We start from the raw sequence: 13615 nt of genomic DNA on the forward strand, positions 1-13615 counted from the left end.
GTCTCCCGACCCTGACACCCCGACCCGACACCCGGACCCGGACACCCGGATCCGGACACCCGGGATGCGGTCGGCCGGTCGGCTATCCGCCCGACTCGGTGAAGCCGAGGTCGGTCACGTCGTCGAGCAGACACCTGCGCTGGGCGACGATGCCGGCCTGGAACCGGCTGTTGACACCCAGGTCCTGCATGATCGCGGCGATGTGCCGGCGACAGGTGCGCAGTGCCATCCCCATGCGCCGGGCCACCGCCTCGTCCGACAGGCCGCGGGCCATGAGTCGCAGGATCGACCTCCTGACCTCCTCGACAGTGCCCTGGTAGCCGAGGTCGGAGGCGTCGAACGGGGTGGCGTCTCCCCATGTCTGGTCCAGCAGGCGCAGCAGATAGGCGACGACGACCCGTTCCCGGACGACGGCGGCTCCGGGCGGACTGTCGCCGTGCGGCCGGTCGGGCAGGAACGCGATCTTGCGGTCGAAGATGATCAGCCGCTCGCCGATCTGCCCGGTGGTGCGCACTTCGGCGCCGCATTTGACGATCTTGCTGACGTAGGACCGGGTCGCCAGGTCGCCGCGCGCGGTGTGCTGGTACAACACCCGCATCCGGACGCCGCGTTCGAGCATGGCGATGTCGCGGGGCAGCGCCTCGGCCAGGATGCGGTGGTTCCTGGCCCCGCCGGGCTGGACCGTGACCACCTCCTCGCGGCACTCGGAGGCCGCGATCCGCAGCAGGCCGCGCACCTCGTCCGCGTCGCTGAACACCTCGACGGCGGACCGGTCGCCGGTCTCGGTCAGCTGTTCCTCGTAGACCGGCAGCAGCGACAGCATCTGCGCGCGCAGCATGCGCAACTGGTTTTCCTGGGCGTGGATTCGCTCTTCGACCGGAGCCGAGAAGTCGGCGGCGGCGATGTCCGGGCGTACCGGAAGCAATGAATCGGTTTCTGTTCCCCGCCGCAGGAGTTTCAGTTCCAGGAGTTGTTCGACGGCACATTTCAGGTCGGCCCGCGCCATCCCAAGATCTTCCGCGGCGTCCTCGAGCCGGATACTCCGGGTGCGCAGCGCGTAAAGATACACCCCTGTTACGTCATCGTTAAGCCCTGCTATTCGAAACAGGCTGCCCTGTCCCATTTTCCCCCTTATGCCCTTAGGGCTGTAAGTGCCGACCACTTGCTGCCATCGCGCAACCCTGGACGAGCCCGTGCGTGACCCGGAAATCTTTTGGCAGCGAGGACGAGCCAACAATTCCGTGGCGAAAAAGGATCCAATTCCGAGGAGTGGAAGTGAACCTCAAGCAAGCGTGGAAGTACCCTTTCGTGGCGCTGGCCCTCACCGCATCGCTCTGGGTCTCCATGGGCACGGTGGCCGGCGGGCCCGCGCAGCACGCCACCGTTCAGGCCGACACGGGGTGGGGCTCGGCCCCGCGGAACCTGGCGCAGGCGCCCGGCGACACGGGCTGGGGCTGAACCTGCCGTCATGTGACGACCGGATGGTGCGGTGTCCGTGACATGGACATACTCTAGCCACGGAGACGGGGCGACGGCATGGATGCCGTCGCCCCGCCCGCGTGAGGTGACTGTCTTCCCTCCGCCTACCGCCGTTCCGGCTCGCTCCCGACCGCGACGGGGGCGTCGGCCGCAGGCCGCGGCAGGCGCTGCGCGGAGCCCAGCAGATCGCCCCGGGACCGTGCGCGTTCCAGCCATATCCCGGCGAGCAGCGAGGTGACGATCGCGGTCAGCACCAGGGTGGTGAACATCTCGGAGCTGACGATCCGTGCGTCGTAGGCGAGCGTCGCCATGAGGATGCCGGGACCGCCGCGGGCGTTCAGGGCGACCGCGAGGTTGACCGCCCCGGAGCGGGGATGGCCCACCAGCCGGGCGCCGCCGTAGACGCTCAGCGCCTTCACCGCGCACGCCAGCACGAGGAAGCCGGTGACCAGGGCCGGGCTGAAGTGGGAGACGAGATCCAGCTTGAGGCCGACCAGGGCGAAGTACACGGGGACGAACAGGCCGTCGCCCAGACCCCTGACCGTGCGCAGGGCCGGCGAGTCGTCGTCGCCGCTGCCGAAACCGACGCAGAGACCCACCGCGAACGCCCCGAAGACCGGAGTGATCCCCAGGAACGTGCACAGCCCGGCGACGGCCAGCAGGAGCAGCAGCAGTACCGGCACCCCGGCGGACGGCAGAACCGGCCGCCGGGGGCGGTCCGCCGCGGCCGCCCTGCCCGCACCCAGCCTCCGTCCGACGAGCGCGACGAGCGCGAGAAAGAGCACCGACACGGTCGCGTGGTACGCGGCGGACTCCCCGCCGGCCCCGACCCCCAGCAGCGCTGCCGCGCCGAACCCGTCGGCGGAGCCATGGTCCGCCATGCCGAGAGCGACGCTCAGCAGCACGTTGAGGACGACGTCCTCCACCACGGCGACCGAGAGCACGACCCGGGCGAAGGCGGTCCGGATGATGCCCAGGTCCAGCATGATCCGGGAGATCACCGGGATGCTGGTCACCGCCACGAAGCTGGCGATGACCAGCGTGAACGCGGTCGCCTCGTGCGCCGCGCCGTAGAAAGGCTCGGCGTCGGCGGCCGTCACCAGGAGACCGCCGAACAGGAACGGCAGCACCATGCCGACGACGGCGATGACCGTGACGGCGGGGGCGTCCTGCCGGCGGAAGACGCTGCGCATCTCGGATCCGGCCATGAACATCAGCAGGATCGCGCCGAGCTGGGAGAACAGTTGCAGCGAGACCGTGGCCGGCCCCGCAGGGGGGAACAGCCACGCCTGCGCGCCGGGCGCCACCGCGCCCAGCAGGCTCGGGCCGAACAGCAGTCCGCCGCCGATCTCCCCGATCACGCGCGGCAGCCGGAACCGGATGAACAGCCGGCCTGCCGCGTGCGCCGCCGCCAGCAGCAGCGCCAGCGAGATCAGCACGTGGAACAGGTCCTCCTGGCCCATCTCCCCCTAGCCCTTCCCCGCCGACACGAGCGCCGGAGCGTCCGGAGCGAGCAGTTCCACGCCGTTCTCGGCCGGCGGCGCCTCCTGGGCCAGCCGGGACGCCACCGCCGAGCGCGACCCGCTGTACTTGCCGCGATAGCCCACCGGTTCACCCTGCATCGACCAGAACGCGAGCTTGCCGATGACCATGCCCGGGTAGACCCGGACCGGGTGGGCGACCTGCATCTCCAGGGTCCAGGGGAACACCGCGCCGCTGTGGCCCAGCGGGGCGGAGAACTGGATCCAGATGCCGAGGGTGGAGGCGGACCGGCAGGCGTACAGGGTGGCCGCGTAGTGCGGGCTGCCCATCGCCTCCATGGTGCCGCCGAGGTAGAAGCGGCCGGGCTCCAGGAGCATGCCCTCGTCGCCCATGGTGGTGTGGTGGGCGGTCGGCGGTTCGAAGCAGTCGATGACCTTGTCGTCGTACCAGAGGATGTCCGGGGCGAGCCGGAAGCCGTAGCTGTTCGGCTCGATGCGTTCGGGGTCGAAGTCGTCGATGTGGACGCGGCCGTTCCGCACCTCGGAAAGAATCTGGGGTCCGCTGAGTATCACAGCCAGCTCCTCAACAAGTCGTGGACGGCGGTGCGGTAGGCATCGAGGTCACCGCTGTTGTCGATGACGGCGTCGGGGGTGATCAGGTCGATCTCCCGGGTGGAGCGGTCGGCGCGGGTGGGATCGCCGCGTTCCGCCAGGCGCTTGAGGCGGACGTCCTCGTCACAGGTGACGCGCAGCACCCGGAACCCGTGCGCGCGCAGCACCGGTGCGTCGACATGCGGGTCCCGCAGGTCGTCGTTGACCACGACCTGCGCCGGCGCCGATGCCAGCCGCCGGGTGAAGTCGTCGGCCAGGGAGGTCGGTCTGATCCGGCGCAGTGCGTCCGCGAGCGCCTCCATCAGGAGCTGGTCCTGGGCCCCCTCGGCCAGCGGCGCGCCGGCCCGCCGGTAGACCTCGGCCTGCAGGTCGTACAGGGGGGCGGCGAGTTTGACCCGCGCGTGGGAGAGGCCCCGGGCGCCGGCGAACTCCGCGATCAGACCGGCGCAGGTGGACTTCCCGGTGCCGGCCGGCGCGACCACCGCGATCCGCAGCGCGCTCATACCGTCGCCCCCGCGCCGGCGTGGTGCGCCAGCACCTCGTCGGGGTCGACGTCCAGCGTGCCGACCAGACGGATCATGGCCACGGAGGGCAGATCCTCCCGGAGCCGGGCCAGCGACCGGTAGAAGTGCTGGTAGTCCGGGACGAGATGGGACTGCCAGGTGAAGAAGGTGGTGTCCACCTGCCGGTCGACGATCTTGTTCAGCTGCGCCCAGCGCTCGTTGCCGTCCGTCACCGCGCGCACCGCCAGTGGCTCGCCGGGCCGCACCTCCGGCAGCAGAATCGCCGCCAGGGGCTTCGGATCGGCGGAGAACGGCGTCCCCAGCCACGACTCGAAGACGTCCGGATCGATGAGGATCTTGTGCGAGTCGGCGTAGGCGTCCAGCCCCGCGTCGACATGCGTGCGCACGAGTTCGGTGAGCCGGGCATGGGCGCGGATGGTGCCGACACCGACATAGGGGTAGTCGCGCCACGGATGCACCACGACCCTGCCGTTCTCGTGGGTGCAGAACAGCTTGTCACCGGTGAAGTAGCGCCACTTGGGGGAGCGGAGCGCGGAGAGCAGGGTGGTGGTCTTGCCCGCGCCCTTCGGCCCGGCGACGATCACCGCGCGCTCTCCGTCGTGGATGCCGGAGGCGTGCAGCACGACGGTGCCGTGGTCCTCCTCGTTGCGGATGACGAGGTCGCGGACGAAGTCGATGATCTGGACGGTGGAGTCGGCGGTGATCCGGATCAGGAACTCGTTGTCCTTGGCGACGTCGACCGGGGCGTCCAGCAGGGTGGCGCGGTTCACGTACAGCCGGCGCCCGCCCTCGTCCACCACGTGGGCGTCGAAGTTGAATTCCCGCGCGTTGCTGCGCCGGATCACCGACAGGGGCAACTGCCAGACCTCCGGGCGCACGTCCGCGCTCGGGTCGTACGGGGCGACCTCGATCCGGAAGGTCGTCTCCCGCCCGGGGCGGTCCTGCGGGCCGTCCGTGATCAGGTGCCGGAAGAACCGCCGTATCGGCGCGAACGCGCTCTCCGCGGCCGGGTCGACGTCGAACCGGACCGTCGTGTTGATGAAGTCGAGCCAGCTGGTCACGGGCTTTCCTCTCGTACGGCCACGGTCAGCGCCCGCAGCAGAGCGTCGGCATGGGCCTGGAACGACTGGGCCCAGATCGGGTCGAGCAGCGGGGCCAGCCCGTCCACTCCGAGGTGGAAGTCCACGGTGAGCGCGACCCGGGAGCCGCCGGGCACCTCGGTCACGGACCAGTCGCCGGACAGCTCCTGGAGATCACCGGTCACCTGCTCGAAGCGCAGCCGAGGGCCCGGTTCGGCGAACTCCCGCTGGCTCCATGTGATCTCACTGCCGTTCAGCAGCACGCGCCACGCGGTTCTGCGGGCGCCGTCGCCCCGGGCCGGCAGCGGCTCCACGGAGCGGACGTGTTCCGCCCGGGAGGCCACCGCCTCCCCCTTCTTGAGTACGGTCCAGGCCTCGTCAGGGTGCACTCCCGGGAGGTCCGTGGTCGCCTGGATCAAAGGCATTACAGCCACCTTTCGCGTCGCACCGGTCAGGCGTCCTTCATGAACGGGGTCAGAAACCCGACGTCCAGCCCGGCCCCCCGGGCCAGCGCGGCCCAGGTGCGCAGGGTCACCAGCATGTCCCGCTGTCCCTGGGCGACCAGCCGGTCCGGCAGCTCGCCGGGGAACGCCGCCAGCAGGCGTTCCCACAGCACGTGGATGTCGTCCACCCGGCAGGAGTCGGCCCCGAACTCCTCGTCCAGGCCGAAGATCTCGATGAGCTCCGGGCCCGACGCGGCGACCAGTTCGTGCAGCCCGTACTCCAGGGCGAGGGCCAGACAGTGTGCGTCACCGGACGGCACCCGGCCGGCCAGCCGCTGGTCGATGTCGGCGAGCTGCTCCAGCAGGCGCAGCCTGGCCGACTGGCGCATCTGCGGCTGCTCGGCGCCTCCCTCCAGGTCCTCGATGTAGGCGCGGCCCTCCGCGAGCATGAGCCAGGCCACCTGGATCCATGTCTCCACGGCGTGTGCGGCGGGCAGCACGTGCCCGGCCCGCACTCCAGGCAGCACCGGCACCTCTCGTGCGGTCTGCGGCCGGGATTCCCGGACGGCGGTGCTCATACGGTCTCCTCCTCGACGTAACCGATCTCCAGCCGGTAGGCGCCCGCCCGCAGGGAGCGCAGCAGCCATGCGGCGCGGTCCGCCCCGAGCTCCGCCAGACCGGACAGCGGGACCGGGTGGGCGAGCTGCCCGGACGGCTCGCCCTCGGACGGCTGCACCAGGCCGCCGCCCGCCGCCAGCAGCACGGAGGCGCCGGGCAGGAACGCATGGGTGCCGACGCCGTCCACGGGGACGCAGCGGACGGTGATCCGTGCGGCGGTCTCCGTCACCCGCACGGCCTCCTCCGCGAGCGACAGGTACTCGGGCGCCATCGCCCGCTCGTCGGTGGAGGCGGGAAGCATGCCGCCGATCTGCTTGCGCAACCGCTCGACCTCGGAGGCGACGGCCTCGGTGCGGGCGTCGCGCCAGCCGGCCGTGCGGACCGTCCGGGTCCAGCGCAGCAGGTACCACTTGCGGGTCGTGTAGACGTCGCCGTGGTGCGAGAGCAGCGCGTCCATGAGGTGCAGCAGCGCGTTGAACGCGTAACCCACCCGGCCGCGCCGCTCGCCCGCGGCTTCCGCGAGGGACAGGTGCACCACCTGCTCCAGCGCGGAGTGCAGCGCGGCGCGGGACCAGACCGTGCTGAGCGCGGGAAGCCAGTCCAGGAACGGTGCCTCGCCGTTCAGCGTGATGCCGTTGACGATCCGCTCGGTCTGCTTGCGGCGCGGCTCACGCTCCTTGTCCCAGCGGCGGAACCCGGCGACCGTGCCGGCCGGTTCGCATCCGGCCAGGGCGGCCAGATGATGCAGGTTCGCCTGCAGTTCGTCCCGCGAGAACGAGACCACCTCCAGATGGTGCCCGCCCTCGAAGATCTTGGTGGAGATCCGGGGGCCGCTGATCGGCTCCTCCTGGATGCGGATGAAGTCCAGGTCGCTCGTCGCGTTGGCGAGGCCGTGCACGGGCGAACTGGTGAGCAGCAGCAGCCCGTCGCCGACGCGCTCCGCCATCAGGCCGGAGAGCCACTGCGGTGCCAGACCTCGGTCGGCGAGGAAGCCGGAGACGTGCGCGGCGCGCCGCGCGACCAGGTCCGTCGGCGGAAGCGTGAGCGGTGATGCCGTACTTGCGCCCAAGACGGGCTCCTTTGCCGAGACGTCGGATACGTGGGGTGCGTGGGATGTGTGGGGTGATGCGGACCCGGGGAGCGCGTGAGGTGCGTGGGATCCGTCCGCCGTGCCGGCTGTTTCCGGCAGGGGCAGCCCCAGCTGTCCGGCGACCAGCCGGGCTGGACGGGTGTTGTCGACGACCGGGGGTCCGCAGGCCGGCGCGATGCCCGGTCCCAGCGCCGCGAAGACCGCGTGCAGCCGGCTGCTGCCGGTGTTGACGACATGGGCGCCGGACTTGGGGGTCCGGCGGACCACGGGTCCGTCGGCACCGGCGGCGGCCGTCGGCTGGTAGTCGTCGGCGAGCGCCACGTACACGGGCCCGCTGTGCTCGGCGGAACCGTCGAGGAGCGGGACGCCGTCCCCGTCCAGGAAACCGGACACCACCGGGGCGCCGCTGTCGGGATCCGTGAGCTGCGCCAGCACGCGCATGGCCCTCGCCAGATCCGCGCCCGGCGCCGTGGACGCCGGCCCGGCCCACAGGGAGCCGTTGTTCGCGGGGTGGTAGTAGACGGCCGAGTCGCGAGGTTCGACCTCCCCGGCCGGGGCCCGGGATGCCAGACCGGCGCGGATCAGCGGTTCGTTGAGATGCACCAGGTGCGTGCTGCCGACCATCCCGTGGTCGGCGGCCAGCACCACGGTGTCGTCCGGTCCGGCCCGGTCGAGAACCCGGGCGAGGATCTCGTCCGCCCACCCGTACACGCGGGTGATCCGCTCCCAGGCGGCGTCCGCGACGTCCGGCCGGTGCGCGGCGCTGTCCCGGTCGCACCAGCCGAGCAGTTCATGGCCGACGTCGTCCGTCATCGGCAGGTAGACGACGACCAGCTGGGCTCCGTGCGTGGCGAGCACCGCGTCCGCGGCCGCGCCGAAGGAGCGCGCCACGCACTCCACGGAGCCGAGGAACACGTCCTCCGCCCGGCCGTCGCCGCCCTCGGCGAGCCGCGGCCCGAAGACCCCGGACCGGTAGAGCGGGCCCACGCCCTCCCCGGCGAACGGCCACGCGGACGCCGACCGCAGCGCGTCCACCACCGGCTCGTCGCCGCCCGCGAACCGCGGCCGCCAGACACCGGTGTGGACGACGAGCGGCCCGTCGGCGCCCTGCACGCACGCCAGCCAGGTGCCCGGAGCCTCCGCTCCCCCGGCGAGGCGCACGGGCCGCCAGCCACCGTCCGGGACGAGGGCGACGGCGGTGCCGTCCGGGGTGCGCACCGTCACCGGCTCGCCCGGCTCGGGGTCCAGGACCTGGAGCGCATAGGGGCCCAGCTCCCAGCGCCGGGTGCGCCCCTCGCCGGGCCGTACCGCGAGCACCGCGTGCCGGACCAGCCGGTCGCCGTACGCCGTGACGGCCCCGTCGACGTACGGGCCGGTGGCGCCGGACCCGTCGAACACCCAGGGCGTGTGGACGAAGGCGCCGCGCAGACCACGCCGGGCGAGCGCGTCCCACACCGGCCGCACCGCGGGGAACTCGGGCGAGAACCCGCTGACCTCGCTCCACGGCTCGCCGCCCCGCCCGCCGGGCACCGTGAACCCCGTCACGCCGTGGTCGCGGGGCCAGCTCCCGGTGAACAGCGTGGCCAGGGACGGCGGGGTCTGGCAGTTGGGCCGGGCCGGGCGGGCCGCCGCGAACAGGCCCTGGCGGCGCAGCCGGCTGACGGCGGGCAGCGCGCCCTCCCGTTCCAGCCGGTCCACCACCCAGTGCGCCGCCGCGTCCCACACCACCCAGTACACGGTCATGCCGCGGTCAACTCCCCCAGCAGGGCGGGCACGTCGGCGATGGAGTCGACGACGTGGTCGGCCCGCGGGTGGCCGCTCTCCGCGAGCTGGTCGGCGTACTTCCCGGTGCGGACCTGGACGGTACGCAGTCCGGCGGCCCGTCCGCCCGCGATGTCCGTGGTCGCGTCGTCGCCGACGACGACGCAACCGCCCGGTTCCGTGCCCAGCGACGCGGCGGCCAGCGCGAAGAACGAGGCCGAGGGCTTGCCGAGGACCCGCGCGGAGACCCCCGCCGCGTACTCCAGGGCCGCAACGACCGCGCCCGTGTCCAGGTGGTCGCCGTCGGCGCGCTTGAAATAGCGGCCGCGCTGCAGCGCCAGCAGCTCGGCCCCGGTGCGGACCGCCCGGAACGCCTCGTCCAGCGACGGGTAGTCAAGGGTGTCCCGGCAGTCGCCGACCAGGACGTGCGTGTACGGACCGCTGTCCGCGGCGTCGAACTCGGCCCGCAGCGCCCGGGACACCAGCGGACGGACCCGGGCGTCCGGAGTGCCCGCGAGGTGGGCACGCGCCGCCGAGACCGGCGTGAACAGCTCCTCCTCGCGCACCTGCAGCCCGAGGCCCGCGAGCATGGCGAGGATGTCCTCGGACGGCTGGGAGTCGGTGTTGGTGAGGAATCGCAGCCCGAGACCCAGCGCGCGCAGGCCGGCCACGGCCTCCGCCGCGCCGGGCACCGGCGCGCCCTCGGCGTACAGGGTGCCCTCCAGATCGAGCAGCACGGCGACGGGAGAGGTGGACGTCACGTCAGCTCACCGCGCCGGACAGCGAGGGGCGGGCCGCCACGACGTCCTTGAGGAAGGTGCGCTTGGAGTAGTAGCCCCGGGTGGCGTCCTGGCCGTGCTCCCGCAAAAAGCCCTCCAGCCAGGAGGCGATCTCCTCCATCTCGGCCAGCGCCGCGGCCTCGTCGGGTTCGACGGCGGTACGGCTGCGCAGATACTCCAGCTCGCACTGGTTGAGGACGACGTCCCGGTCCGCCACCAGGCTGCAGTGGTCGAAGAAGATCCCGTAGACGTGGCCGGTGCGCACGGACTCGAAGTTGATGTCGTAGCGCACCCGCCGGAACGACGGCATCCGTACCGCCTGGACCTTCAGCTCCTCCTCGACGTAACGCTCGAACCCGCCGTCGTCCTCGACCTGCACTCCGTAGGTGTGGGTCTCGCGGCGGTTGAACGTGTCCTCGGCGTACCACTTGCGCTTGACGAGGTGCTTGCCGTCCGTGGTGGGGATGAAGGACACGTACCCGCGCTCGGCCTCGGGCCCGGTCACCTCGAACAGGTGGTTGAGGTAGTCCCACGCCTGGAACTCGTCCCGGTACTCCATGGCGTGACCGGGCAGTTCCCCGCCGCGGACCCGGCGATACAGCTCCAGCGTCAGGCCCCAGGAGTCGACGGGAGGGGCCAGCGTGTACTTGTACTCCAGCTCGTTGCCGCCGAAGCACTTGCGGTAGTAGCGCTGGTGGTTGTTGAGGAACAGGAACTGCTCGGCGTGCGCCTCGACCGCGCCGGCCAGCCAGGTCAGCTCCTCGGGGCCGGCGCCGACGGCGACCGGTTCGGGGGTGACCCGGATGAAGCAGGCGTCCTCGGCGAGGAACCGCACCTGGCTGTGGACATGCACCCCGGCCGCGTCGCCGCTGACGTAGAACAGCGGTACCAGCGGGCCCTGTTCACCGGGCGGGAGACCGGTCACCGCGGTGACCGCGGCTCGCAACGCGCCGCCCGGCTGCATGCCCGGGAAGAGCGCCGCGCCGTCCGCGAGCGCGCTGTGCCGCCGAGATCCGTCGACCGTGCGGGCCTTCAGCTCGACGCCGTCAAGGTCGTTCCAGCCGACCACGATCGTGTTGCTGGGCCAGTCCGTCTCCACCGGGCGGGCCAGCGGAACCAGCACCACGGGGTCCGAACCCCGCAGGGGCGCCGTGCCGTTCAGCAGGTGCAGTCCGCCCAGCACCAGCCAGGCCCGCCGCGCCGTGAGCGTGTTGTCCGTCATCGCCGTTCTCCTTTACGGCCGGCCGTGGTGACCGTTCCGTCGCTGATGACCACTTCGGTCCCGTCGATCGCCCCGCCCGCCGCCACCGCCGGGACGCCGGCCTCCCGGAGCAGGATCGCCAGATGGCCGAGGGTCGAGCCCTGTTCGAAGACGAAGCCCGCGACCCGGCCGATGAGGACGGAGAGCACGGCGTAGGGGCGGCAGGCGTACACGACCGGAGGGCCGTCGCACGCCGCGACCCGGTCGATGACACGGGCCATGGCCTCGTGCTCGCCGACGTCCTGGGACTTGTCCACGCTGACCGCCGGACCGATCGAGAGCCGGGCGAGCAGCTCGTCCTCGTCGTCCAGGCGCAGCAGCGGACCGCGGGCGGTGCCGGGCGAGATGAGCACGCCCCCGCCGGACACGGTGACCGTGTCGTGCGAGCCGAGCAGCGAGTAGTCGACGAAGTACACCTGGTCGCCGTCGAGGACCCACTCCAGGGTGAGCGGACCGTGCGCTTCGTGCATCGCCGTCGTGAACCGGGCGATGCCGGCCAGATGCGGCAGCAGCGCCTCCCCGCCGGGCGCCACGGACACGTTGTCCGGGTCCGTCGGCTCCCGGCCCAGGTCGCGCACCAGGACGGTCTCGCCGCCGGCGGTACCGCGGTTGAGGGCCATGAGCCCGTCCGGAGTGAACTCGACCACCAGACCCTCGCCGGCCGGGCGGGAGATCACCCCGAGCCGTCCGCGGTGGAAGTCGCGGACGACGACCGTGTGCAGTTCCGTGGCCTCTGCGGCGGCGCCGCTGGCCTGCGCCAGACAGGCGACGACCTCCTTCTTGGGCACCACGATCTGCCGCAGCGTGTCGCCGAAGTCCAGCACGCACTCCTCGGAGCCGCCCTCGGCGAGCGTCGCGGACAGGCGGGCCCCGGCCGTCTCGTCGTGCAGGCCGCGCCCGTTGTACCGCAGCACCCAGCCGGCGCCGACCGTGACGCCGTTGTCCCTGGCCAGCCGGTAGGCGGGGCCGCGCTTGGCGACGTACGTGCCGTAGACGGCGGCGACCTCACCGAGGTGGAACCCGGCGGGCAGCTCGTCGAAGTAGAGGCTGTGCGCCTCGATCCGCGGCTCGGGATCGGTGTGCGCGGACCGGCGCGAGGCGGTCACCGGGCGGACCTGCAACAGGTGCACGCCCGTGTCGTCGGCGGCCCATTCGACGTCGACGTCGTGCCCGCGGCTCTCCTTCAGCGCGCGGGCCAGCCCGATCACCTCCTCCAGCACGGCCCGGTGCGGATCGGCGGCCGGGACCGGACGGTCGGAGGTGACGCGCGTCGGCACCGCGACACCGGCGACCAGCTCGTCCGCCAGTCCCTCCAGGTACTCCACGATGACCTGGTCCCCGGTGTCCGCGTCCAGGCCGGTGAAGGCCACCCCCGCGACCGTCGGCCGCACCAGGGCCTGCACGATCACCGCGAGCCGGGGGAGGGGGTCGAAGTTGCCGGCGCGCACCCGGGCCGCGACGGCGGCGGGCTCGTAGTACGACGCCCAGCAGCGCTCCACGGCGGCGGCGGCCTCGTCCGCCCCGGTAACGCCCAGGACGGTGTGATGCACCCCGGCCAGGCTGGACGCCGCGGTGTCCTCCTCGATGCCCGAGGAACGCACGGCCAGTTCGGCGCCCGCCGCGTCCTTGAAGACGTCCTGCAGCCGGGTGGCGAGCAGGGTCCGGGCCTTGTCCGGAAGCCGGACCTGCGCGCCGATCTTGGCGATGCGTTCGACGGAGTCGGTGTAGAAGGCGCCGACGGTGGCCCGCAGATCGACGAACGCGTCCGCCAGGTCCGTCCGCTGCTGCTCGGTCAGCGCATCGGCGAACTCCCCGGCGGGGACGCAGAAGGCCACCGGCACCCGATGCTCGCGGCTGTGGGCCGCCAACTGGGCGAACTTCGGTCCGACTTCGGACACCTCGACACTGGCGCCCAGACCGGGGAACCGCTGCCGGGCGAACTGCTTGTCGATGTCGATGTGGATGTCGCTGGACCGGGGCCCCACGGACCCCTGGTACTTGCCGTCGTACAGCAGGATCTCGCCCTGCGGACGCCACCACATCATCTGGCCGATGTTGATGCCCGGGTACACCCGTACCCGGTTCAGGGTGTAGAGCTGCAGCGTCCACTGACCGGTGAAGCCGATGTCGCCCAGGCTCGCCGAAAGGTTGATGAAGATGCCGAGCCGAGCCACCGAGGAACGTGCCGCGAAGGTCGGCGCGTACACCTTGCTGCCCAGCACCTCGATGGTGTGCGCGAGATACAGCCGCCCCGGCTCCAGTACATAGCCTTCGTCGGGTATCTCGATCTCGTCGAACTCGTTGGTCTGCTTCGCGTCGAGCGGCAGGTTGCGGTAGACCCGCAGGGTGCGCCCGAGGCGGAAGTTGTAGCTGTTCGGATTGACCTGCTCCGGCGTGAACGGCTCAATGGTGATGCGCCCATTGGCCCATTCACGCTCGATCTCGTTGCCCGTCAGAATCACGGAGACTCCTGTGAATGCGAGAGGGG

At 71.8% G+C, this 13615-nt stretch carries 12 protein-coding genes; 1 reads left to right on the forward strand and 11 read right to left on the reverse strand.

The genetic code is table 11. The features are described from left to right. Positions 1-82 precede the first annotated feature (82 nt). Entirely contained in the window at positions 83-1006 is a 924-nt protein-coding gene (locus tag BG482_RS07625) for a helix-turn-helix transcriptional regulator (RefSeq protein WP_069768123.1), read from the reverse strand. Between the two features lie 269 nt (positions 1007-1275). Between BG482_RS07625 and BG482_RS07630 the strand changes: the two genes are divergently transcribed. Further along, positions 1276-1458 (forward strand): hypothetical protein, encoded by a 183-nt coding sequence (locus BG482_RS07630; protein WP_069768124.1) that lies wholly within the window; start codon positions 1276-1278, stop codon positions 1456-1458. Between the two features lie 125 nt (positions 1459-1583). On the opposite strand, the gene BG482_RS07635 is transcribed toward BG482_RS07630, so the two are convergent. Genes BG482_RS07635 through BG482_RS45785 form a run of 10 tightly spaced genes read right to left on the reverse strand, consistent with a single transcriptional unit; the run spans position 1584 to position 13589 of the window. After that, complete coding sequence (locus BG482_RS07635; RefSeq protein ID WP_069768125.1) at positions 1584-2942, reverse strand: cation:proton antiporter; 1359 nt, start codon at positions 2940-2942, stop codon at positions 1584-1586. A gap of 6 nt (positions 2943-2948) precedes the next feature. Continuing rightward, complete coding sequence (locus BG482_RS07640) at positions 2949-3533, reverse strand: deoxycytidine triphosphate deaminase (RefSeq protein WP_256096292.1); 585 nt, start codon at positions 3531-3533, stop codon at positions 2949-2951. Next, positions 3530-4075, reverse strand: a complete 546-nt coding sequence (locus BG482_RS07645; RefSeq protein ID WP_069768126.1) for an AAA family ATPase — start codon at positions 4073-4075, stop codon at positions 3530-3532. The genes BG482_RS07640 and BG482_RS07645 overlap by 4 nt, the downstream gene beginning before the upstream one ends. Continuing rightward, entirely contained in the window at positions 4072-5157 is a 1086-nt protein-coding gene (locus BG482_RS07650; protein ID WP_069768127.1) for a hypothetical protein, read from the reverse strand. The genes BG482_RS07645 and BG482_RS07650 overlap by 4 nt, the downstream gene beginning before the upstream one ends. Next, the gene (locus BG482_RS07655) at positions 5154-5600 is read right to left on the reverse strand and encodes an SRPBCC family protein (protein ID WP_069768128.1); all 447 of its coding nucleotides are present in this window, start codon (positions 5598-5600) and stop codon (positions 5154-5156) included. The genes BG482_RS07650 and BG482_RS07655 overlap by 4 nt, the downstream gene beginning before the upstream one ends. Before the next feature lie 26 nt (positions 5601-5626). Beyond that, positions 5627-6196: a DUF6031 family protein gene (locus BG482_RS07660; RefSeq protein WP_069768129.1), complete on the reverse strand. Its 570-nt coding sequence runs from the start codon at positions 6194-6196 to the stop codon at positions 5627-5629. Beyond that, positions 6193-9069 carry a DUF6001 family protein gene (locus tag BG482_RS45010; protein ID WP_069768130.1) on the reverse strand — a complete coding sequence of 959 codons (2877 nt, stop codon included), beginning with the start codon at positions 9067-9069 and terminating at the stop codon, positions 6193-6195. Before BG482_RS45010 ends, BG482_RS07660 begins: the two co-directional genes overlap by 4 nt. Next, positions 9066-9848, reverse strand: coding sequence for a TIGR01458 family HAD-type hydrolase (locus tag BG482_RS07670; protein ID WP_069768131.1), 783 nt, complete (start codon positions 9846-9848; stop codon positions 9066-9068). Before BG482_RS07670 ends, BG482_RS45010 begins: the two co-directional genes overlap by 4 nt. 1 nt (position 9849) lies before the next feature. Next, positions 9850-11088, reverse strand: coding sequence for a hypothetical protein (locus BG482_RS07675; RefSeq protein ID WP_069768132.1), 1239 nt, complete (start codon positions 11086-11088; stop codon positions 9850-9852). Beyond that, positions 11085-13589 (reverse strand): PEP/pyruvate-binding domain-containing protein, encoded by a 2505-nt coding sequence (locus BG482_RS45785; RefSeq protein ID WP_069768133.1) that lies wholly within the window; start codon positions 13587-13589, stop codon positions 11085-11087. The genes BG482_RS07675 and BG482_RS45785 overlap by 4 nt, the downstream gene beginning before the upstream one ends. Between the last annotated feature and the right edge of the window lie 26 nt (positions 13590-13615).

It is taken from the genome of Streptomyces sp. LUP30 (genome assembly GCF_001746365.1).
In the GTDB taxonomy this organism is placed as follows: Bacteria; Actinomycetota; Actinomycetes; order Streptomycetales; family Streptomycetaceae; genus Streptomyces.

Excerpts from the sequence above, each read along its gene's own strand:
- BG482_RS07645 (WP_069768126.1), bottom strand. The coding sequence starts at position 4,075 with ATGAGCGCGCTGCGGATCGCGGTGGTCGCGCCGGCCGGCACCGGGAAG.
- BG482_RS07635 (WP_069768125.1), bottom strand. The coding sequence starts at position 2,942 with ATGGGCCAGGAGGACCTGTTCCACGTGCTGATCTCGCTGGCGCTGCTG.
- BG482_RS07625 (WP_069768123.1), bottom strand. The coding sequence starts at position 1,006 with ATGGCGCGGGCCGACCTGAAATGTGCCGTCGAACAACTCCTGGAACTG.
- BG482_RS07655 (WP_069768128.1), bottom strand. The coding sequence starts at position 5,600 with ATGCCTTTGATCCAGGCGACCACGGACCTCCCGGGAGTGCACCCTGAC.
- BG482_RS07660 (WP_069768129.1), bottom strand. The coding sequence starts at position 6,196 with ATGAGCACCGCCGTCCGGGAATCCCGGCCGCAGACCGCACGAGAGGTG.
- BG482_RS45010 (WP_069768130.1), bottom strand. The coding sequence starts at position 9,069 with ATGACCGTGTACTGGGTGGTGTGGGACGCGGCGGCGCACTGGGTGGTG.
- BG482_RS07675 (WP_069768132.1), bottom strand. The coding sequence starts at position 11,088 with ATGACGGACAACACGCTCACGGCGCGGCGGGCCTGGCTGGTGCTGGGC.